Origin of the sequence: Leptospira interrogans, assembly GCF_900156205.1 — a bacterium.
Lineage (GTDB): Bacteria > Spirochaetota > Leptospiria > Leptospirales > Leptospiraceae > Leptospira > Leptospira interrogans.
The window spans coordinates 154100-176077 of sequence record NZ_FTNA01000003.1; the positions used below are offsets into that span (position 1 = coordinate 154100).

Below are 21978 nucleotides of genomic sequence, written 5' to 3' on the forward strand. Positions count from 1 at the left end.
GTAAAAGTTCCTACATTTTATTTTTACGAAAACGTAGAAATTTTTTTCAAATTTTATCTATTTCAAAATGGATTACTTTTTTGAAGTAATTCCACTTATCTCAAACAAACAATGCAAAAACAATTATTATGCTGCGATCCATAAAACAATCCATAGGGATCATTGTGTTCAGGAAGCAACGTTGAATTTGAGCGTAATTCGGCCATGACTAGACTCGCCCAAATTTTATTACGCCAAACTACGCCAAACTCATGTTAATCAGAATTATAAAATAAAGTCCCCAGTATCCTGGCACTAAAAGCTTGCCCTAGAACCAAACACCGACCTGCAGAACGACATAACCAACCCCACAAGTATTTGGATCTCAATATAAATCTGTCGGAATTACGACAAATCCTCTGTAAAACTAGTTCTCACCCCACAACGCGATTCATAAAGAGCGTTGTGCTGAGTTTCCAACGCGATTCATAAAGAGCGTTGTGCTGAGTTTTCTCTATTTTTGGGTGGGGCGGTAAGGTTCGGAAAATTTTTCTCTATCAGAAAAACATACTTTTTGCAAGTAAAAAGACTCATTCTTGTCGGAACACTTGAAAAATGTGCGTTTTTAATCCTTCTCATTCTAAAATCCTATTCAACTTGTGGGGTTGGTTATGGCAGAGCGATCATAGAAGCGATACATTGAGTTGGGGGTGTTTGGTAAATTACTTCGAACGATCCTTAGAAAGTGAAACTGAGTTTCATAAAAATGTGGGAACTACTATGAGAAAATTTAACAAGATAGAACTGCTCGAAAATTCATAAATTGACAATGAACTTAATTTATAGGAACTACTATACTTGATTTAAAATTTCTAAAGAATTATCGCATAAAATTCTTTGAGGTTTTACGACAAACTCTAAAACAGAACTTTGCAATAAAAATTTATGATACTTAATTTGATAAAGATTAGTAAATAGAATTGTTGAAAAATTAATTCTCCATTTGTTTCTACTTTATGGAAATGGGTAATTGAAGCAGTTTTGTTAATCGGAACTAGGGAACTTTTCAACAACTCTAATGTATAAATACTAGTACGTACTATCTATCTCAAAAACCTTATATTCTTACTTTTGAATATAATTTCAAAATATTTTAATTTATTTTTAAGATAGATTTTAATAACTTTTCTAATCTAAAGGCAGAAGATATGTAGTCTTATGTTCCGTAAGAGGTTCATAAATTTCAATGGATGCCCTTCCTTTAAGATCACAACCTCTTTCTTCACAGGCTCTGAAAAGTTTCGGATAAACCTTATAAATTCCAAGAAAAATAGAAAGAAAATTTCTCAATGGAAATTCCGCGGTAAGATATTTTTTAGAAGGAATGGTTCTTATTTTTAACTCTAAAGAAAGTCCATTTGGAATTTTTTCTAATGGTTCCGAAAAAAGAGCTCCTACTTCACATCGTAGTTTTTCTTTAGGAACCTCATTTGGATTATCCAAATATATTGAGAACAATTTAAAATTTCGAATTCCTTTTTCAGGCAGTTCTTTTTGAAGGGCTTCAAACGTAAGCCCAACGTTTCTATAATCTCCAATCCTTTCATGCGAAAGAACGTAAAACGGTCCTTTCATTTCCTCTTGAACCAAAACCCGATTAAAAGCGCCCATATAAAACAAGAACGCTACAAGTAAAACTACTAAAACTAAAATACTCAGTGCAAAAATTTTCATAAACTCCTCAAAGAACTAAAATTAGAAAAAAAGGAACTACTAAACTCATATTTATATAAAATAGATAAGAATATCTTTTGAAAACAGATCTTTTCTTTTTCAAAAGAAATAAATCTTGAACAAGTAAAACTCCCGCAAGAAATAATAGAAAAGGAAAAACGGATTCGGCAGGAACATTTTTTTCATAAGGGAAATTATGAAAAAATTTTAACCAACCTGGCCCGCCTATAAACAAACTCGCAAAAATCAGGATTAAAAATAAATTCCATGGAATCAATATTATAAGACCAAAAACGGAACGATGATCATATTCCCATAAAAGTCGCAATGATCTCATTTCGCTCAAGATTCTTTCTCGAAAACCAGATATTAAAATATCAAATAAATAAAATATTCTAAATGATCCATCTCGATATGAATCTTCCAAATGAATCTGAATTGCATCTTTCATTTTTTTTGGAAAAGAAACAGGATATACAATTTGAATCAGGATTTTAAAAAACCGAAAAATCATTTTCAATTTCCCAACAGTTTCAATTTTTTCGCTCTTTTTAAAGTCGTTTCCATTTTTTTGAGTTCGTAGACAAGTATCTCCTTACCGTCAGAAGTAATTTCATAATAGAGTCTTCTAGGATCGTCATTTTCCATCACTTTCTTTTTAGAATATCGAACCCAGCCAAAACCTCGAATTAATTCTAAAGTTCTATACAAAGTTCCCGGTCCAAGATGAAAATTTCCTTCCGAGGAAATTTCCACTGATTTTCCAATTCCATATCCATGTTGCGGTCCTTCCGCTAAAGAAAGAAGAATATGAAACATCGCCGGAGTAATTCCCTTCGTTTCAATTGACTCTTCTTTAGTCATCATATATCCATTATGGATATATCTACTTCGGACTCAATCATTTTTTAAACGATGGTTTAGTATTCTTAGAAAGGTGGCGTTCGACTATTTATTCTCACGTCTAACATTTTTACATTTATGATCAATTTAGAAGCTCCTCCCAAATCCTAAACACCGACCCTTAGTTGAGTTTTTCGAACGACCTGCAAGATTGAGTTTGATAAAATATAGAAAGCTACTACGAAAATTGAACGACATTAGAACTGCTTGAAAATTCGTAAATTACCAAATACGACCTAATTTGTAGAAACTACTGCATTTTATTAAAAATTTTTAAAGAATTACTACTCGGACACATGAATAGAATACTTGGGTTAGATTGTTTCAAAAATTTGAATATTTTGGTTCTGCTTTAAAATGCAGTAAATCCCAAATTTGCGGTATTTTTTAAGTACCACTATTTTTTTCGTAAATTCAGCCGTTAATAACTTGGTACTATGTTCATGCGTCCGGGTAGTAATTACGCGTAAAATTCTTTGAAGTTTTGAGACAAACCCTTAGGAGGGGCAATTCATAAATTTCAGATCATCCCATTTCCATAGATTTGGCTCTATCGATCTTTAAATCAAAGTTACAAGAAATTTGGAATTTTACCGAGCCTATAAAATTGAATATTGAAAATATTCACCATATAGAACTGTTTGAATGTAAAATATTGAGTATTCTATTATATAGCTATGAGTATTACAAAAAGTTTAGTAAAAACGAGATCCTTTCGTTTCATAAACAAATCATTATGAGAATTATTATATATTCGCAAGAAAATTTTTAAAAGAAGACCTTTATATTTATAAATGGATTTTCAATTTTTATAATGAAATTTCATTCAAAAACTTTGTTAAAAAAACGCATTCAAAAAATATAAATTTATCAAGGTAATCTAATTTTTCTAAAAACTACTACATTGAGTTAAAAATCTAAGATCAGGTTTTTAAGTCAGGCGGTTCTAAGATAATTTTTGAAAGAAACGTTTTGATTGAAAAACCGCCGAGCCTTTTACTCGGCGGTAATAGAATTAATGAAGTTTAGTTGTACTTTTATACTTTATCACTTGATTGATTTCTTCATCTCCAATCTTTCCGGTGACTTCTACAGTTTCATCCACGGTCATCGTTGCTTTATCCACATCATCCATATGTTCGAAGGCATATTTTCCATTGCTTGCTTTAGTAGTAATATCGCTCTTAGGATACGCATGTCCATTTACAGTATAAGAATCGAAATTGTTTCTAGAAGTAGAATTCATAGTATATCTAAGTTCAGGCTTTGCATCTTGAGGGGCAAAACCGACATCAAATATGAGATCTGCTCTTCCTTCAATCATAGCATCACCGTTCAAAGCCATGATTCTATTGGCTCCAGTGCCGGATGTGTCACGACCCATAATTCTACAGTCTATATACTTTACTTTAAGAGAATATTGCAAGCTCGCTCCAGTTTGAGAATCACTTTCATTCCATTCACCAGTGTGCAACACCTTTCCACCTAATGGACACACAGTAGAAACTTCTTCGGTAGTACTGGTTGTTTGAAAAGGAGATACGATACCTTTAGAATAAGCTCCGGCTCCACTTGAACCACCCATAGAACGCATAAGATCCATAGGAGCTAATAGTCCCGCAATTCCTGGATCTTGAACGGCTAAGGCCTGGAGTAAAAGTAAATTGTTATCTTGTTTATTTTCTGACTTATGACAGTTAGAAAAGAGTACGATCAAAAACACCAACATTACTATTTTTTTCTGAATCATGATTGGATCCTCCAATTGTTTCATCTATGCCAACGATTTTCGTTTTTTTTTGTGCCAAAAAAAATTTAAGAAATGAAATTAAAATTTAGGAGGAAATTGCGTTTAAAAAATAATAGAAAAATGAATTTTAAAAATTTCTATAAAATCTAAAGATAATGATTTTACCACTGATCCCTATAACCTGAATAAAATTGTCATTACTCAGAAATATAGATCTACAAATTTATCATAAAACCCGTTTACGTTGGAATACAAAATAGAATTGTTGAAAAACTCTATAGTTCAATTAACAAAACTGCTTGAATCGACCGTTTCCATGAAATAGAAAACAGATGGAAAATTGATTTTTCAACAACTCTAATACTGGTCCTCTGCTATATAAACCTAAGTAATCCTAAAACATTATTCTATAAATTTTTGAAATGAATATACTATTTAACGCAAAATTTGAACGCCCTACTTTACAGAACTTAGTAAAAAGCTTGTCCCAAAACCTAAACTATTAGGAAGGTATTTGCTGAGTTTTTCGAACAGCCTATGAGATTGAGTTTCACAAAAATGTGGAAACTACTACGAAAATTTAACTAGATAAGAACTGTTCACAAATTGCTAAATGTGACCTAATTTGTAGGAACTATTACATTTTATTAAAAATTTCTAAAGAATGATCGCGTAAAATTCTTTGAAGTTTTGGGATAAGATTTAAGTATAAATCGAAAAATGGATGAACTTCTACAATTTAGAGGATGTCATTTGTCATAACTTGCTAAAACTTGTTTTAAAAAATCGATTGTAAAGAAACGGTTTCTGTGGGAACTCTGCCACATTTTATAGAATAGAGTTATTGAAAAATTCCCTAGTTCCGATTAACAAAACTGCTTCAATTGCCCATTTCCATAGAATAGAAACAAATGGAGAATTAATTTTTCAACAATTCTAATATTCACAAAAGTTCAATTCTAAAGTTTTGGAACAAGTTCAATAAACTCAGCTACAGATAGAAATCATAAATTAAAAAATATATTTTTGAACGAGTTCAAAAAACTTTATTGCCAAAACAAAGTACTTCTCCAAAATTTGAACATGTTCAAATTTTGGAGAAGACCATGAAACAAATCATTTTCGGAATGATATTATTCGGAATTACGTCCTCAACCTTTGGAGATTCTATGTCCGATTTTTTTAAAGTAGTACGTAATGGAGATCTGTTACAGACTCAGAAAATTCTTGCATCCAAGCCAGAATTACTAAATCAAAAGGATAGCAGAGGAAGAAGTGCCGTTTTTTTTGCAATCGAAAGCAATGACACAAAAATGCTTCAATATATCTTAGACAAGGCAAACGACGAATCCCCATCAATAATATCAGATAACGATTACGCAGGGGATTATCCAATTCATTACGCCGCTCAGTTTCCAGATAAAAATATTATAGAATTATATTATTCTAGATATCCATATTCGGACTATTTGAATCGTCACGGCGAAAACGCGTTAGACATTGCCACTCACTATGAAAACACAGCTGTAATTTCTTTTTTGAACGCTCAAGGTCTTAAACATTCCAAACCTGGTTCTGGCCCTTATACGATTGGTCTTTATTTTGGATATTTGATCATCAGCATTCTAATGACAATCTGGGTCGCAAGAACTCTCTTCCATAACGGTAGAGTTTTTCTTGTAAAAATGTTCAATGGAGAGGAAAAATTAGCAGATTCGATCAATCACCTTTTGATCGTAGGATTTTATCTGATTAACATAGGTTATATTAGTCTTTCTTTGAGCACCGAACAAAAACCTTTAGATCTGGCGGAATGTATCGAAGTTCTAACTAAAAAAGTTGGAATCGTCCTTTTAATCCTAGGAGCAATGCACTTTTTCAATCTATTTTTGTTTGCAAAATTCAGAAAGAAAATCTCAAATACTTTCGGAGAATCTTAAATCCCGATATGATTCGGAAAAAAACCACAAAACAAAAAGAGACCGGCAAATCACAACAAACTCGGTCTCTTCTTTTTAAAACCGCAATTTTATCTTTTCAAAAAGAAGGTTATGACGAAACTACGATGCGTACCATAGCTAAAAAAGCAGGTTTGGCAGTAGGAGCATCTTACTATCATTTTAAAACAAAAGAAGAAATTGTTCTAGAATTTTATAGAACTACTCAAGAAGAAGCAAATATTCAAAATATTGAATTCTGTAAATCCAATTTAGATCTTAAGGATAGGATCAAAAACATAATTCGATTTAAACTTGGGCAATTTATCGGTTACGAAAAATTTTTACACGTTCTTTCTAGAAGTGGCGGAGATCCCAAACATCCTCTTTCTCCGTTTAGCAAGGAAACAAAACAAATTCGAGAAGACGCAATTTCCATTTTTAGGAACGCAATTTTGGATTCAAAAAATCCTTTTCCTTCCGATCTAAAAGAAGACCTTCCTTTGTTATTTTGGCTTTTTCAACTCGGAATTATATACGTTTGGCTTTTTGATGAATCCACTCATAAAAGAAAAACTGAACTTTTAATCGACAAAGGGTTAGATCTAATATTCCAACTTTTGAAACTATCTTCACTTCCAATTTTTAAATCTGTTCGCAAATCAATTTTATCATTAGTAAACCTCTTTAAGAAATGATTTCAAAGTAAATTTAAATGCGCCTTAAAGAAATAGACACCCTCCCGCCAAAAGATAAACTCAAAGAAGAAGTGATTCAAAAAACGGAAGAATACATTAAGAATCTTTCTTATCTTCAAGAAAAGTTATATGCGCTAAAAAAACATTCGATTCTTATTATATTACAAGGTGTAGATACGGCCGGTAAAGATAGCACGATCAAACATGTTTTTGCCGGAATCAATCCTCAAGGTTGTTATGTTAAATCTTGGTCAATACCAAATTCGGAAGAGATACAATTTGATTTTCTTTGGAGAATTCATAAATACGTCCCTCCAAAAGGTATGATTTATATTCACAATCGCTCTCATTACGAAGACGTAATCATGCCTAAAATACAAGGAACTCTTTCGGATAAAAGAATTGAAGAAAGAATGGAATCGATCCGTGACTTCGAGAAACACCTTTTCAGAGAAAAGGGAACCGTAATTTTGAAATTCTTTCTGCACATTTCCAAGGAGGAACAACTAAAAAGAATTCAAGAAAGAATTTCTGATCCGGATAAAAATTGGAAATATGATCCCTCTGACCAAACAACTCAAGATCGTTGGGATGATTATCAATCCGCCTATGAAATGATCTTAAACGATAAAAATCAATTCAAGGAATGGTATATAATTCCAGCAGATAAGAAATGGTTTCGAAACTATCAAGTTGTAAAAATCCTTTGTAAAGAACTGGAAAAAATTATCTCTTAAATATGAGATTGGAAACAAAACCGATCCTCTAAAAATATTACAACAGTTTAACGACCTATACTGTTTTAAATCACTAACCTATTTCATTACGAAACTTAAATAACTTTCACTTTGAGATGATTAGGGATTAAATACTATAATCTTAAAAACACCCACTGCATCTTTTAAATTTTTTATATATTCTATTTTTATAAAATAAAGCTCTTTAAAAATTAACTTTCCTACATTTTTAATAAAAGGAATGGGTAAAATCTTTTTATTAGTAGACTCTAATATACTACAAGCACAGCTTAAGAAATTCATTTTCCAAAAAAAGTCGAAATCTGAATTTTACAAATCGATTCCTAAAATGTCAAAACCACCAAAAACCAATATCTTGCAATTAAATTGTAAAACTCAGTTTCTTACTCAAACTCACATTAATACAAATTATTCTTAAAGTATAATTCATAAATTAAAAAGAACAATTTCAAAGTAGGGTAAAACACCCTACCCTGATCGCTTATCTGTCTAAAATTTTTTTAGACTTTCTTAGTCAAAAAATAGAAAGTATACTGTGGCTTATACTAAAATAGAATTGTTGAAAAATTCCATAGTTCAGATTAACAAAACCGCTTCAATTGTTCGTTTCCATAAAATAGAAACAAATGGAGAATTAATTTTTCAACAATTCTAATCTCAAATAAATAAAAACATACAAATATTGAGATAATTCTTAGGTGGAGAGAGAACTTTGATTCGTTTGATAATTCTAATTTTTATAATATTCTTTCAGGCTTGTTCGCCCACTTCTGGCAAAGAGATAAAAAACTTTTTAATTCCTTTGGTCCAAGGAAACTCAAGTTTTCCTCAAAATTCATTTGCTTCAAATCCAGAGGAAAGACCGATCGATCTTGATCAAAATCCGAATATCTTAGAAGAAAACGCAGTTATCCCCGAAGAAAGACCATTGGTTTTCGGCAGAAACCCACTTAACTTGGAATGGGCTACGCTACTTGAAATCCCCTCCAATAATACGATCAAGACGCCAAACATTGCAATTGATGGAAATGGCTTCATTTATGTGGCTTCTGATTCCAATGCAAATCTAATTGGAGATAAATTAAAAATCGGAACTAGAGATGTAATCTTAAAAAAATATGATTCTCATCAAAATGAACTTTGGATGAAACGAATTGGCTCTCGAAATACTCATTTAACAATTACCGGTTTAGCAGCAGATATAAACGGAAACGCATATGTAACTGGTTATACCAATGGTCCACTTGAAAAGGCGCTTATATCTGATCAGGATATGTTCGTAATTAAGTTCAATACAGATGGAACTATCGCTTGGAAAAAACAGGCTGCTCCCCAAAGAGCAAAAGGAGTTTATAATACTTATAAAGTCTTTACGGAAGGAATTACAGTAGATATATTTGGAAATTCTTATATAGTTGGAACCTCTAATGGACCATTCGGAGATAATGCAGACGGTAACCTCGGCGGTGGGTATATTATCAAATTTGATACTAATGGAAATCAGATTTGGGTAAAACAAATTTCTATAGTTGATGCCAGTATCTACCCAAAGAATGTCGCGGTGGATGAAGATTTAAGGCAAATTTATGTAGCCGGAACATCAAAAAATGCAAACTTTAGAACCAATAAAACTTTTAACTATTCCAATGGTGCAGGAGGTGATGACCTTTTTATTCTTAGATTTGATGAAAATGGAAATCAAGAATTTTTTACTCAAACGAATCTATATAGAGATAGTATAACACCCAATTCTCTGACTGTAGATTCATTCGGAAATGTTTTAGTTGGAGGATCTAGCATTATAGATCTTGAATTTGGCACATACGAAAGGACATATTTGCGCGGAGTTTTAATAAAATATGATCTCAATGGAGACGAAAGATGGATCAGACAATTGGGTCCTCGGGAAGACGCTCAATTTATTCAAAGATCAACTACAATCACTGGAATTGCAACCGATGAGAATGGAAATATTTTTACTACGGGTTCAACTAATGGAAATATCATCAATGAACATAGCGAACCACTAGGAAACCAAGATATCTTTTTGACAAAATACAATTACCTAGGACAAATCGAATGGATACGTCAAATCGGAAGACTGGGAGAAACTTTATATCCTGGTAAGATTGGGATCGACTTTAATAGAAATTTATATACTACCGGACTTACAGACAACAATGGAAAAGAATATCAAGTTATAGGTGGAGACTTAGATTTATTTCTCATAAAGTTTAGATAATTCAACTTCACCTAATTTTGCACTTTATAATTTTTTAAATTATGTTTTTCGGAGTTGTTTTAAAAAGGATTTTATTGAACGTGATAAAAGATATTTCTACTTTTAGAACGAATTATCTAAAAGAATTGTTTACTCTAAAAGAAACCTTAATTTTTTAATTGTATTCAATTTTTGTAAAACTAAAATTTAAAAATGAATCTAGCCATTCAGTTATTAAAGAAAAATAGAATTTTAATCTTCCACATTACTACATCCTTCATCTTTCTTTTCAGTGTTTATACATATTTTTATACGATTCGTAAATATTCGGTCAATTTTCCCTTTGGAGACGATTACAATACAATCCTTGGTTTCCTAGATCTCTGGGAAAAAAGCCATTCAAAAATTTCCATTTTATTTTCTCAATACAATGAACATAGACTAGTTTTCCTAAGAATTATAATCCTAGCTTACTTAAAGTTGTTTCATATAATAGACTTTTCTCATTTGATTCTAATCGGGAATACATTTATCCTTTTATGTCTTCTATTACTTTATTATACAATTGAAGATAAAAGAAAATTTATACTTATCTCTCCAATATTTTTAGCCATATTGAATTTTTCGAATTGGGAAACCCAAACTTGGGCAATGGCATCCCTTTCCAATTACCCTGTGATTTACTTTGGATTCTTATCTTTATACTTTCTTTCCAAAGATAAACTTATCGATTTCGTTTTAGGAATTTTTTTTGCAGTAATCGCAGTATTTTGTCAAGGGAACGGAATGTTTGTCTTTCTAAGCGGAATTCCTCTTCTATTAAAAGACAAACCTAAACTATTCATTTGGTTATTCATTTTTCTAATGATCATTTTATTATATTTCATTATCTTTCCATACAATAAACCGAATGGTCACCCTGAATTTTTCTCTAATACTAAATTCTTTTTCTTGAGTCGGATTTATTATGGACTAGCCTTATTATCAAATGTATTCAATTCTAAATTTGTACTAATCTTAGGAATGATTCCACTTTTAGGCATTTTATATCTTTATAAGAATTATCTCAAAATTTCAAAACTTCATCTTTCAATGATTTCCTTTTTACTCTTAAGCTTAAGTTCGCTCGTAATTACAAGAGGAGGATTTGGATTCGAACAAGCTTTTTCATCTCGTTATCATATCAATACTTTATTTCTTTACTCATTGATTTATATTTGTCTATTCCCACTCATTAGGATTAAAAAACATTTTTTATTGATCTTATTCTTTACGCTGCTTTTTTACTATAATACAAATCTTATTAATATTCACCAACTCAGTGTTCAAAAAAATAAAATCATGAATGATAAGTCTTGTATGTCATGTACAGAATATAAAACCTTTCCAAATGTATCTCGCGCAAAAGAACTTCTCATCAATTTTTCAGCAAAAGGATTTTTTCGGAACTAAAACTCCAGGTTTATTTCTTTTGTCTTGATCAATCTTATCCCAAAACCTAAAGATTATAAACGATTTGATTGATGAAAAACTCCTAGGAAAATTCGCAAATGTCTAAATATGGCATAACTTGTGGAAATTTCAGCAGTTTATTATAAATCTCTAAAATAGAAGTTAGTATTTCTAGAGGTTTTAGAATAGACTCTTTGATATAATCCAAAAAACATTAAAATTGAATACTATTTTGTGATTATCATAATAACATGTCTTGGATCTTTAGCAAGAATGGATTTATCTATAGAATTGTTTAAAAATTAACTTTCCTACATTTTTAATAAAAGGAATGGGTAAAATCTTTTTATTAGTAGACTCTAATATACTACAAGCACAGCTTAAGAAATTCATTTTCCAAAAAAAGTCGAAATCTGAATTTTACAAATCGATTCCTAAAATGTCAAAACCACCAAAAACCAATATCTTGCAATTAAATTGTAAAACTCAGTTTCTTACTCAAACTCACATTAATACAAATTGTTCTTAAAGTATAATTCATAAATTAAAAAGAACAATTTCAAAGTAGGGTAAAACACCCTACCCTGATCGCTTATCTGTCTAAAATTTTTTTAGACTTTTTTAGTCAAAAAATAGAAAGTATACTGTGGCTTATACTAAAATCTCAAATAAATAAAAACATACAAATATTGAGATAATTCTTAGGTGGAGAGAAAACTTTGATTCGTTTGATAATTCTAATTTTTATAATATTCTTTCAGGCTTGTTCGCCCACTTCTGGCAAAGAGATAAAAAACTTTTTAATTCCTTTGGTCCAAGGAAATGGGATTGGGCCTATTGCAATTCACGAAAATTTAGATTCTTTAGATCCGGAAGAAATACCATTTCGAGAAAATCTTGTAAACTTTGAGTGGGCTTTGTTATACGGAGATCATCTTAAACTGACCAAAGACTCTCACCTTGCAGTCGATGATAATGGTTTTATCTACATCGCAGCTGATACGGATGGCAATCCATTTTATGACAATTCTGTCCATAGACTAATAACAGGTAAAAAGTTAGTTCTTGGAAAGTATGATTCTCAGAAAAATGAAATCTGGACTCATGAATTGGAAAATCCCTATGTAAACCTTGACGTCACTGGAATTGCAGTCGATACAAAAGGAAACGCCTATGTAACCGGTTCTTCCACAATAAAAAATTATTTTGAAAAATCACGTATAGAAAAAAAACAATTTCTGTTTGTAATTAAAATCAATTCGGAAGGAAATTTAGAATGGATCAGAGAAATAGGATCGTCTAACGACGCGTACAAAGTTAATCCCAGAACCATAGCAGTAGATACATTAGGAAATTCTTATGTTGTTGGAACTTCTAACGGACCATTCGAAGGAGACAGCGTAAAACCGGAAAGTGGATTTATTACCAAATTTGATACGAACGGAAACCAGGTTTGGGTAAAAGAGCTTTCCGCCTTAGAAGCAAAAATAACTCCAACTAGTGTCGCTTTTGATAAACGATCGGGAAATATTTATTTATGTGGTTCGGCAAACAACAATAACATTAGAAACGATAAGAATCCAAGAATCGGAAGAAATGATCTTCTCGTTTTTAAATATGATGAAAACGGCAATGGACAAATTTTTGCACGATTAGGTTTTGCTCTGGGATCGGTTTTCGGCAATACAATTACGACAGATCCACTTGGAAATGTCCTAGTAGGCGCGTACACAGACGTAGATTTCGCCTCAAGTACAATTCAAGACAATAGTCACAATGGACTGATCATCAAATACGATTCGTCCGGAGCACAAAAATGGATCAGACAATTTGGTCCGAGCACACCTTTAAAATCTACCTTTATCAGTGAAATAACCACAGACAGATTAGGTAACGTTTTTACAACCGGTTCAACCAATGGATTTATCAAGTTTAATGACGGTCCTTCGGAAGGAAACAGAGACGTCTTTGTAACAAAACATAGTTCTTCGGGAGACGTTTTAAAACTCTGGCAATGGGGAGTTCAACAAAAAACTATGATTGGTTCTGGAATCGGAGCCGATTTTAATGGAAATCTTTATGCTACTGGGTGGACAGACGGCGAATTATTCGAAAATCGCAATATAGGAAAAATAGACATATTTCTTATAAAATTCCAATAATTTTATATTCAGGATCTATGATAAATAAATATTCATTTGATCCTGATTCTTTTTTCATAATCAGAAATATACTATATAACTTTATCAATCATACAATATAAATTTGATTTTTAGAATATTGCTCAAATCTAACCAATCTTTTTGAATTCAATTCGCGTCACTCAGAGTCATATAATAAAAGTACCCAAAATTCTGATTTTAAACACGGATTATATAAAAAATACTACTCGGACGTATGAATAGAATACTTTGTGTTAGATTGTTTCAAAAATTTGAATATTTTGGTCTTGCTTTAAAATGCCGTAAATCCCGAATTTGTGGTATTTTTTAAATACCACTATTTTTTCGTAAATTAGGCCGTTAGTAATTTGGTACTATTTTCATGCGTCCGAGTAGTAACACTATTCTATAATATAGTTATCAATACTAAAATAAATTCTATATAAGTAAATTAATAGAATATCCCTCCATTCTTTTTAAGGAACCAATATTATACTTCTGTAAGCTCGGTATAATAAAATTCGAACGAATCCGGTTAATCATAAAGCGGTATTATTGAGTTTTTCTTGCTACGATCCGTAAAAAACGTTTTGTTAAATTAAAAAGACTGAAGCATAGAGTTCTAAAATTTATACTCGATGTTCTGATTCAGAAGTAAATGAACCGTTCAAAAATTGAGCATTAGGGAACGAACTCTGAAATATAAAATGATAAATAAGTATTTTATAAATTTCTAATAAAATATAAAATCCATCTAGATTGTTGCCTGCGAGTTTTTCATTTTCAAATTTTTGTATGGAATTTCCACAACTTTGAAGAATCTATCTTTTCGTTTCCATTGACATTCAACTGGTCTTCGAATCATATTTTAATTCATTTGTCATTCCAATACTCACTTTACATGAACATTACCATCTAGTTTAAAAGATAGATGACTATTAAATTAGAGTTGTTGAAAAATTCTATAGTGGAGTTTAACAAAACTACTTCAATCGACAGTTTCCATACAACGAAAATCGATGGCGAATTAATTTTTCAACAACTCTATTAAAAATTCATTTTTAAAATTTTTCTATTTTATTATAAAGTTTATCTCTAAAATGAAAATTCTCAATTGAAGTAGACACAACAAAATCAATAGAAAACATATAAAATTCGAGGTAGATTAACCTGTGAAAAAAACTCTATTGATTATATTTTTAATAATCACGATTTTAAATTGTGATCCAGATAAACTCAATCCCTACGGAATTGATGGGAATGAAGAAGAAAATTTTAGAAATATAGTACTGTTCTTAGCGTTAAGACCATCTTTAACTTACGAAAAAACCCAGCTGATATTTATAAAAAATATAAACACAAGTTATACTCCCATTTTGAGAAACGCATCTATTGCAGGTGGATCCTTTATGATTTCCCCAAATATTTCTAATACCTTATCTTTCAATACCTCCACAGGAATTATTTCCGGAACACCTACATTGTCCCAAACCAAATCCGTTTATATTGTGGATTTTATAAATCAAGAAACTCAGATTCAAAGTAATCCATTCAACATTTTTGTAGAAGAAAGTGAAGGCAGTGGGGCTTGTAATACGACTGGGATCTTTTCTGGCTGCGATTCCAAACGTCCGTTTTCCTGTTCTGACGCAATTCGACCAGCTAAATGTTATTTTAGGGCTTCCGATTGTCAAAACGACGTTTATTGTTATTAAAACGTAAAGTAATTATGAATTTAATTTTCTTTAAAAATTTTTATTTGCGACTTCTCTAACATATCAACATATAAAAAATGAATATTCAAAAAAAATTATATATCTTCATTCTTGCAATTCAAACTTTTAATTGTTCGTCTTCTTGGTTGAACATTGGCTGTGATCTATATTGTTATGCAATCGTTTCCGAATTAGAAGCGATATTAGAACCTCCTTCGATAACATATAATAGTTATTCTCCACTTATATTTACAAAAAACGTAAATACAAGTTATACTCCTGAAATCAAAAAAATAACTCCAACCGAAGGGGCTTTTACAATTGCTCCGGATTTGCCAACTTCTTTGTATTTGGATAATTCCACAGGAATTATTTCTGGAACACCTACACAAGCACAAACCAAATCGACGTATCGAGTTCAATACGAAAATGCAGGAACCATTTTAGAAAGTAATCGATTTTATATTTTGGTCCAGGAAAGCTCTGAAAGTGGAATTTGTAATACTACCGGAATTTTTCCCGGCTGTAATTCAGAACAACCTTATTCCTGTTCTGATGCGGTTCAACCTACTTATTGTTATCGAGAATTATCGCACTGTCAGCAAGATATTTACTGTTATTGAAATGTTGTTCTAAAATTTATTAACTCATCAAAAGTAAAATGAAAAATTCAATTTAAACTTTTCTTCAATAAGAAGCTTAAAATCGTTTCTAAAAATTCTACAAAACGAACGAATTTTTACTTAGAACTATATAATAAAAAATTCAATCCAGTAATTTACACTTCAATAATATGAGCTTAGAGCAAGAAAACCGGGGCGTAGCTGGACTCTCAGCTCTGATCAATAAATTGCATGAAAGAAACGTAATACAATATTTTGTCTTTAGTTTCAATTTATTATAGAACACGATCTGTCAAACGACCTGCATCGCGACTCATAGGAAGCGTTTACTGAGTTCAAGAAGCAAAACGCTAAGTTTGAAAGAACGTTCTGCTGAATAGTTCCCTACGCCTCCAGTTACTTTCGCATTGGATTCTATCAAATTTACGTTAACGGCATCTTGTAATAAACATTTAATTACTCAATTTTATAGAGATCAGTTAATCGAAGAACTGGAACTTCAAAAAGTAATTTCTTATTATTTATCCTAACTTGGATGAACTTGAAACTTGGTTTTAAAAAGTTGTTCAGCAAATCATACTTTGTTAGAGTAAAAACCATCTAAGTTTTAAAACAAATCTTGTTTTTCTTATTACTCATAACTATATAATAAGGCACCTAATATTTTGCATAGAATCAGCGTTTTGTGATAAAATTAACGGCACTCAATTTTCTAGAGATCAGTAGAATTCTATTCGTTTGACATTTTAATAAGATTTATTTTTTATGCAAAAATGAAATATAAAATAATTTTAATTTTATCACTAATGTTATTTCTTTTCGTTTCCTGTCCGGATGAAAAAAAAGAAAATGAATTGAGTACTTATATTTTATATAGTGTTCTCATAAACGCAACTACTCAATACGATTGTGTTACTAGTTCGGAAGTAGTATCAGACTCTTATAACAAAACAACAATAACCTTCGAAAATAAACCTCAATATTACAATTCACCCAGTGGAAATGTAGTTCCAAAAGCAATTATGCCGATTTTGATTAAAAAGGGGCAGACAATTCAAGTATCCAGTATAACGACTAACGTTAAGTATGAAGCGACAAACCAAGACTTAACTTTTCTTTTTAGAAAAGATGGTTGTCACGGTACAAACTCCGAAATTGCAACCTATGCAGGAGCTACTAATACAAATGTTTTTTTAGGAAACACAAATACTGTTAGCTTAACTCAATTTAAATTTACCGCCGACTATAATGGGATTATACTAATCGTTGGGAAAAACCTAGGTGCAAGTTTACCTGGAGATATTCGTGTGAATGTATTTTAAGTAAGTAGAACGATAAGCAAAAAGTCATAACCTTATCCACAAGTTGCGAAGGATTTTGGAATCAAAATTAAACTCAACACAACGCTCTCTATGAATCGCGTTGTGGGGCGGGAACTAAGTTTTACAGAGGATTTTGTCGTAATTCCAATGATAGAATCTTAAGATCCAATTATTTGTGGGTAAGGTTATGGCAAAAAGTGGGTTTCTATCTCGTTAAATAACGTGAGTTCGGCGGTTGAAAGTCTGGGCGAATCCGCTCGCAGATTTCATAGCTAAAATGGCTCGCGACCGTGCTTTTCGCGAAAATTCCTTCGGAATTTCCAAACTCAACACAACGGCTCTCTACGGATCGCAGCATAATAATCGCTTTCGCATTTGTTATATCGGATTCACGTTAAATAACTACCTCTTTCTTACGAGCGAAACCCCGTCCGCAATCGGAACTAAGCTGATATCCACCAAAGAATCGTTATATACAAGTTCATTAAATTTACGAATTCCAATTGTAGAAGGTTCTTGATGAGAAAGATCAGCCACACTTCCACCCCAAAGAACGTTATCCGCAATCAAAAGACCGCCAGATTTAAGAAGTTTTAAAATCAACGGATAATAATTCGGATAATTTTCTTTATCTGCATCTAAAAAAACAAATCGATCGAAGAAGGTCCAAAGGCAAAATCGGAAGCCCAAGTCGGTGCAGATTTTGAATCAATCAACACTTGCAAGGTTTCTAATGCGGATCCGAGTTTTAGAAAAATCTTATTTTCTAAACCGTTTTCTTTCCAGTATTTACGCGCAACGTTTGTCCATTCTTCACTAATATCACAACAAAGAATTTTACCGTCGAATTTCTGATTCGCACAAACTTTCAACCATCGAATGCACTCTATTTAGAACTATCCTAAAATCGAAAAGGAAACTGGCAGGAGTTCCCGCATTTCAGGAGTTTTGGAACTTGAATGCAATGCCGTCTTCCATCGAAACGTTATCCTTTTCCTCGCATAATTTGCGTATTATAAATCCGAAAAGTTTCCGCTCGAAGCTTCCCTTTTGAGTTTTAATTTCGGTAATTTTTGGTTTACTATCTATGCCAAATTATTGAATAAAAATGACTTCATTAATATTGACAAAATTTAAACTTAATTCAATGTTTCAAAACTTTTAAAACAAGGATACCGAAAATGAAACATTTTTTAAATATTTTTTTCGTAGGATTGTTATTAGTCGGCTGTGCTTCGGAAAGCGGCGAAAACAGTAACGCTTCCCAATTGCTTTTAGGAATTGTAAATCACAAACAGCTTAACCTTGCCCATCCCGAACGGAATTCGGAACTGAGGATTTTAGATATACCGACGCATTACGTGGATTCCATCTCCGGAAACAACTCCAATGCAGGTACTAAGTCCGCCCCCTACCGTACAATCACAAAGGCGATTATAGCATCCAAGGCCGACGGTACAAAAGTGATTCTAGTTGCGCCCGGAACCTACGACAAGTCCCTAGGAGAGACATTTCCTATTTATATTCCGGATGGAGTTAACTTATACGGAGACTATGATGGAAAGGGTTTGGTCGGCGGTTCTTCCTCCCTTTACGCGGGACCACCGGGAACCACACCTAAAACAGGACCCACTTGGATCAACGGGGGAGGAGACGACATTCCCCACGTGAATGCCACCATCATCCCGAACAATAACTCTCAAATTGCCGGATTTAAAATCACCAACCCGAACCCGGATATTCCAGATGATTATTCAGTTAGAGGGATTTCTATACAGAATTTCGTATCCATAAAGATTAAAAATAATACGATCACTGGAATGCCCTTGGGAATCGGTATCCAGTACGAATATTATCACGTAACGGCTGTCGGTCATAATATAATCTCTGGAAATCAACTCACTTTTAATTATCATGGGATCATCAATAATGGAATTCGAGCTTCCTATGACAAAGTGGAGAACAATGTAATTTCTAAAAATTACATAGGTATCGGCAGTCCAATTGGACTTGATTTAGGACAGGGGCCGACCGGAAGCGCGGGAAATAATACTATATCCTGCAATTCATACAATGATATATGGATTCCAGGAAATGGTAACGAAACACAAATTATATACGCAATGAATAACAATTGGGATCACTTTCCGCCTCAGATTTCTTTCGACCACAGCAAGGCTGGCTTAGACATAGGACACGTTAGTAATGCAACTCTTGTTTACTACGAGGATGGGGGATTGGCTCCAAACGCTTGTAAATAAAAAACGATCCTTCCTTCTTTTCGATATCAAACGAGGGAAGGATCTTCGAAATCAATTACGGTTATCTCTTCCTCACCAACGAAACCCCGTCTGCAATCGGAACTAAGCTTACATCCACCAAAGAATCGTTATATACGAGTTCGTTAAACTTTCGAATCCCGACGGTAGAAGGCTCTTGATGAGAAAGATCAGCCACACTTCCACCCCAAAGAACGTTATCCGCAATCAAAAGACCGCCAGGTTTAAGAAGTTTTAAAATCAACGGATAATAATTCTGATAATTTTCTTTATCGGCGTCCAAAAAAAACAAATCGATCGAAGAAGGTCCAAAGGCAAAATCGGAAGCCCAAGTCGGTGCAGATTTTGAATCAATCAACACTTGCAAGGTTTCTAATGCAGATCCAAGTTTTAGAAAAATCTTATTTTCTAAACCGTTTTCTTTCCAGTATTTACGTGCAACGTTTGTCCATTCTTCACTAACATCACAACAAAGAATTTTACCATCTTCTGGCAGAGCAGAAGCGAAACAAAGAGAAGAATAACCGGTAAAAGTTCCGATTTCTATAATTCTTTTTGCTCCGCTGATTTTAGTAAGAATATTTAAAAATTGTCCTTCTTCAGGACTGATTTGCATATTCGCCTGAGCCAAGGTGCCAGTTTCTTTTCTCAATTTTAAAAAAGAATCCGGTTCTCTTACGGAATTCCGAAAGATATATTCTTCCAGACTTTCGGTAAGGGAAATGTTCTTTCGACTCAAGGAGTACCTTCGTAGATTTTTTTCAAATCGGCGACGATGTTTTTTTGCATCGCCTCGTTGGTTCCCCCACCAATCGAAAGAAGAATGGAATCCCTATGTAATCTTTCTACTGGATATTCGCGACAATATCCATAACCACCTAACGCTTGAATGGCGTTTCGAGAAACTCTTTCCGCCATTTGAGTAGCAACTAACTTTGCAGAGGCGGCACCAAGAGAATTCCTACTTTCTGGATGAATCCCACTTGCTACTTGATATACGAGTGCTCGAGCTGCTTGATAATCTGCATAAGATTCTGCTAAAAGTCTTTGAATTTGTCCAAACTCGGAAAGTTTTTTACCAAACGCTTCCCTATGACGAATTGTGTAATCCGCCATAACGTCTACACAACGTTTTGCGATACCTAAAGATTGAGCTGCAAGAGTTATCCGCTCAATTTCTAAATTTCTCATCATATGAACGAGTGCGCCGTCTTCCTGACCGACTAAGTTTTCTGCGGGAACTTCACAATCTTCGAATATAAGTTGAGTTGTGGGAGAGGAACGCATTCCCATCTTTTCTTCTTTTTTACCAACGCTAAATCCTGGAAAAGAACTTTCTACGATAAAGGAAGTGGTTCTTTTAGAATCCTTATCCATTTTAGCATATACTAAAAACACACTTCCAACGTTCCCGTTGGTGATATATTGTTTAGAACCGTTTAACACGTATTTGTCGCCTTTCTTTACGGCGATCGTTCTCATTCCTAAAACGTCCGTACCCGCTCCTGGCTCGGTCATTCCCATTCCGCCGATCCATTCTCCAGAAATTACTTTTAAAAGATACTTAGCTCTTTGAGCAGCGTTGGAACTATGATAAAAATTATTTACAAACAAAACTTCGTGGGCCAAATAAGAAAGTGTAAAACCAGGATCGTATGCGGATAATTCTTCGTGGATGATTACAGCTGCGACCGCATCCATTCCCATTCCACCGTCTTCTTCTGGAACGGTAACCCCAAAAAGTCCAAGCTCAGAACCGATTCTGCGAAACAGAGATAAGTTAAAGGTTTCATAGTCGTCGTGTTCTTTTGCCTGAGTGTCCATATTCTCTTTCGCGAACTTTGCAACATTTTCTCGAAGTGCAAGATGGTTCTCGGTCGGATTAAATAAATCATTTGATTTTTCAAGTAAAGCTCTCATGTTTCCTCTTCTCTAATATTCTCTTTCCCAAGGCTAAAACAGCTCGACAGAGAATCTTTGCTCTCCAAAAACTATCTTATGATCTACGCTCTGATTTTGACAATCCTTTGTGTGCTTTTTTTCTTTTTATCTTACGGCTTCTTTCAAAAATCGGATACTCTTTTGCAAAAAGATTCAAAGACTCAAGAAACCGAAACAAAAAGAACAGGTTCTTTTCAAAACGAATCTCCAAGAAAAAATAAATCGAACTTATTCAAACCGTCTGTTTTTCGTTCTCAATTCCAAAGTGCACTTCATTCTCCCTTTCAAAAAGAATCCATCTTTCTACTTCTGTCTCTTTGCACTTGGATGCTTTTACCTTTATTTTGGGGACTAGCGTTTTTCTTAAAAACAGACGCAAACGTTTTGATCGTAATCGGATTTATGATCTGGACTTACTACTGGTTGAAATATCTACTTTCAACGGATGAGACAGTTTAGACTTGTTTAAAAAAGTGGTTTGCACTACATAGACACAAGATTTTT

The 21978-nt window shown here is 33.0% G+C and carries 18 protein-coding genes and 2 pseudogenes; 11 read left to right on the top strand and 9 right to left on the bottom strand.

Annotated features, from left to right (window positions below):
- Positions 1-1167: 1167 nt before the first annotated feature.
- The 5 genes and pseudogenes from BW942_RS03690 to BW942_RS20760 form a co-directional block, all read right to left on the bottom strand.
- Entirely contained in the window at positions 1168-1713 is a 546-nt protein-coding gene (locus BW942_RS03690; RefSeq protein WP_000687983.1) for a GyrI-like domain-containing protein, read from the bottom strand.
- A 7-nt stretch (positions 1714-1720) separates the two neighbouring features.
- Positions 1721-2227 carry a hypothetical protein gene (locus BW942_RS03695; protein WP_000577315.1) on the bottom strand — a complete coding sequence of 169 codons (507 nt, stop codon included), beginning with the start codon at positions 2225-2227 and terminating at the stop codon, positions 1721-1723.
- A gap of 2 nt (positions 2228-2229) precedes the next feature.
- A complete protein-coding gene (locus tag BW942_RS03700; RefSeq protein WP_000159365.1) occupies positions 2230-2577 on the bottom strand; it encodes a PadR family transcriptional regulator in 348 nt (115 codons plus the stop codon).
- 1054 nt (positions 2578-3631) lie between these two features.
- A complete protein-coding gene (gene srpB, locus BW942_RS03710) occupies positions 3632-4366 on the bottom strand; it encodes a sigma factor SigX-regulated lipoprotein (RefSeq protein WP_000615100.1) in 735 nt (244 codons plus the stop codon).
- Between the two features lie 275 nt (positions 4367-4641).
- Positions 4642-4725 (bottom strand): annotated as a pseudogene (locus tag BW942_RS20760) (transposase); the annotation flags it as partial.
- Positions 4726-5472: 747 nt separating this feature from the next.
- Here BW942_RS20760 and BW942_RS03715 point away from each other — a divergent pair.
- Genes BW942_RS03715 through BW942_RS03725 form a run of 3 tightly spaced genes read left to right on the top strand, consistent with a single transcriptional unit; the run spans position 5473 to position 7738 of the window.
- On the top strand, positions 5473-6306 hold the full coding sequence (locus BW942_RS03715) for an ankyrin repeat domain-containing protein (RefSeq protein WP_000809416.1): 834 nt from the start codon (positions 5473-5475) through the stop codon (positions 6304-6306).
- An 8-nt stretch (positions 6307-6314) separates the two neighbouring features.
- Entirely contained in the window at positions 6315-7001 is a 687-nt protein-coding gene (locus tag BW942_RS03720; RefSeq protein ID WP_000619735.1) for a TetR/AcrR family transcriptional regulator, read from the top strand.
- A gap of 17 nt (positions 7002-7018) precedes the next feature.
- The gene (locus BW942_RS03725; RefSeq protein ID WP_001237262.1) at positions 7019-7738 is read left to right on the top strand and encodes a PPK2 family polyphosphate kinase; all 720 of its coding nucleotides are present in this window, start codon (positions 7019-7021) and stop codon (positions 7736-7738) included.
- A gap of 120 nt (positions 7739-7858) precedes the next feature.
- Here BW942_RS03725 and BW942_RS03730 read toward each other — a convergent pair whose 3' ends face one another.
- A complete protein-coding gene (locus BW942_RS03730; protein ID WP_001010166.1) occupies positions 7859-8041 on the bottom strand; it encodes a hypothetical protein in 183 nt (60 codons plus the stop codon).
- Positions 8042-8471: 430 nt separating this feature from the next.
- On the opposite strand from BW942_RS03730, the gene BW942_RS03740 reads away from it, so the two are divergent.
- The 6 genes from BW942_RS03740 to BW942_RS03765 all read left to right on the top strand — a co-directional run bounded on the left by BW942_RS03740 (position 8472) and on the right by BW942_RS03765 (position 17254).
- Positions 8472-10001, top strand: a complete 1530-nt coding sequence (locus BW942_RS03740) for an SBBP repeat beta-propeller lipoprotein, LipL53 family (RefSeq protein ID WP_000620247.1) — start codon at positions 8472-8474, stop codon at positions 9999-10001.
- A gap of 192 nt (positions 10002-10193) precedes the next feature.
- A complete protein-coding gene (locus BW942_RS03745; protein WP_001981943.1) occupies positions 10194-11432 on the top strand; it encodes a hypothetical protein in 1239 nt (412 codons plus the stop codon).
- A 719-nt stretch (positions 11433-12151) separates the two neighbouring features.
- On the top strand, positions 12152-13594 hold the full coding sequence (locus BW942_RS03750; RefSeq protein WP_000620240.1) for an SBBP repeat beta-propeller lipoprotein, LipL53 family: 1443 nt from the start codon (positions 12152-12154) through the stop codon (positions 13592-13594).
- A 1172-nt stretch (positions 13595-14766) separates the two neighbouring features.
- Positions 14767-15309: a putative Ig domain-containing protein gene (locus BW942_RS03755; protein ID WP_000752033.1), complete on the top strand. Its 543-nt coding sequence runs from the start codon at positions 14767-14769 to the stop codon at positions 15307-15309.
- 77 nt (positions 15310-15386) lie between these two features.
- Positions 15387-15932 (top strand): Ig domain-containing protein, encoded by a 546-nt coding sequence (locus BW942_RS03760; protein ID WP_001025523.1) that lies wholly within the window; start codon positions 15387-15389, stop codon positions 15930-15932.
- Positions 15933-16705: 773 nt separating this feature from the next.
- Positions 16706-17254, top strand: a complete 549-nt coding sequence (locus BW942_RS03765; RefSeq protein ID WP_000875567.1) for a hypothetical protein — start codon at positions 16706-16708, stop codon at positions 17252-17254.
- A 402-nt stretch (positions 17255-17656) separates the two neighbouring features.
- Here the strand turns inward: BW942_RS03765 and BW942_RS03770 are convergent.
- Positions 17657-18099, bottom strand: a pseudogene (locus tag BW942_RS03770) (O-methyltransferase); the annotation flags it as partial.
- A gap of 336 nt (positions 18100-18435) precedes the next feature.
- On the opposite strand from BW942_RS03770, the gene BW942_RS03780 reads away from it, so the two are divergent.
- Complete coding sequence (locus tag BW942_RS03780; protein WP_000680185.1) at positions 18436-19515, top strand: LIC10774/LIC10365 family surface protein; 1080 nt, start codon at positions 18436-18438, stop codon at positions 19513-19515.
- A gap of 61 nt (positions 19516-19576) precedes the next feature.
- On the opposite strand, the gene BW942_RS03785 is transcribed toward BW942_RS03780, so the two are convergent.
- Together BW942_RS03785 and BW942_RS03790 are read right to left on the bottom strand one after the other, a co-directional pair.
- Positions 19577-20272 (bottom strand): O-methyltransferase, encoded by a 696-nt coding sequence (locus BW942_RS03785; RefSeq protein ID WP_000087787.1) that lies wholly within the window; start codon positions 20270-20272, stop codon positions 19577-19579.
- Positions 20269-21453: an acyl-CoA dehydrogenase family protein gene (locus tag BW942_RS03790; RefSeq protein ID WP_001202091.1), complete on the bottom strand. Its 1185-nt coding sequence runs from the start codon at positions 21451-21453 to the stop codon at positions 20269-20271. Before BW942_RS03790 ends, BW942_RS03785 begins: the two co-directional genes overlap by 4 nt.
- A gap of 78 nt (positions 21454-21531) precedes the next feature.
- On the opposite strand from BW942_RS03790, the gene BW942_RS03795 reads away from it, so the two are divergent.
- Positions 21532-21933: an LIC10362 family protein gene (locus BW942_RS03795; RefSeq protein ID WP_001973450.1), complete on the top strand. Its 402-nt coding sequence runs from the start codon at positions 21532-21534 to the stop codon at positions 21931-21933.
- The last annotated feature ends 45 nt before the right edge of the window (positions 21934-21978 follow it).

What these genes read in the sequence shown, in the direction of transcription:
- BW942_RS03690 (WP_000687983.1), bottom strand. Translation starts at nt 1,713, where the DNA reads ATGAAAATTTTTGCACTGAGTATTTTAGTTTTAGTAGTTTTACTTGTA.
- BW942_RS03695 (WP_000577315.1), bottom strand. Translation starts at nt 2,227, where the DNA reads ATGATTTTTCGGTTTTTTAAAATCCTGATTCAAATTGTATATCCTGTT.
- BW942_RS03700 (WP_000159365.1), bottom strand. Translation starts at nt 2,577, where the DNA reads ATGACTAAAGAAGAGTCAATTGAAACGAAGGGAATTACTCCGGCGATG.
- srpB (WP_000615100.1), bottom strand. Translation starts at nt 4,366, where the DNA reads ATGATTCAGAAAAAAATAGTAATGTTGGTGTTTTTGATCGTACTCTTT.
- BW942_RS03715 (WP_000809416.1), top strand. Translation starts at nt 5,473, where the DNA reads ATGAAACAAATCATTTTCGGAATGATATTATTCGGAATTACGTCCTCA.
- BW942_RS03720 (WP_000619735.1), top strand. Translation starts at nt 6,315, where the DNA reads ATGATTCGGAAAAAAACCACAAAACAAAAAGAGACCGGCAAATCACAA.
- BW942_RS03725 (WP_001237262.1), top strand. Translation starts at nt 7,019, where the DNA reads ATGCGCCTTAAAGAAATAGACACCCTCCCGCCAAAAGATAAACTCAAA.
- BW942_RS03730 (WP_001010166.1), bottom strand. Translation starts at nt 8,041, where the DNA reads ATGAATTTCTTAAGCTGTGCTTGTAGTATATTAGAGTCTACTAATAAA.
- BW942_RS03745 (WP_001981943.1), top strand. Translation starts at nt 10,194, where the DNA reads ATGAATCTAGCCATTCAGTTATTAAAGAAAAATAGAATTTTAATCTTC.
- BW942_RS03760 (WP_001025523.1), top strand. Translation starts at nt 15,387, where the DNA reads ATGAATATTCAAAAAAAATTATATATCTTCATTCTTGCAATTCAAACT.
- BW942_RS03765 (WP_000875567.1), top strand. Translation starts at nt 16,706, where the DNA reads ATGAAATATAAAATAATTTTAATTTTATCACTAATGTTATTTCTTTTC.
- BW942_RS03780 (WP_000680185.1), top strand. Translation starts at nt 18,436, where the DNA reads ATGAAACATTTTTTAAATATTTTTTTCGTAGGATTGTTATTAGTCGGC.
- BW942_RS03790 (WP_001202091.1), bottom strand. Translation starts at nt 21,453, where the DNA reads ATGAGAGCTTTACTTGAAAAATCAAATGATTTATTTAATCCGACCGAG.
- BW942_RS03795 (WP_001973450.1), top strand. Translation starts at nt 21,532, where the DNA reads ATGATCTACGCTCTGATTTTGACAATCCTTTGTGTGCTTTTTTTCTTT.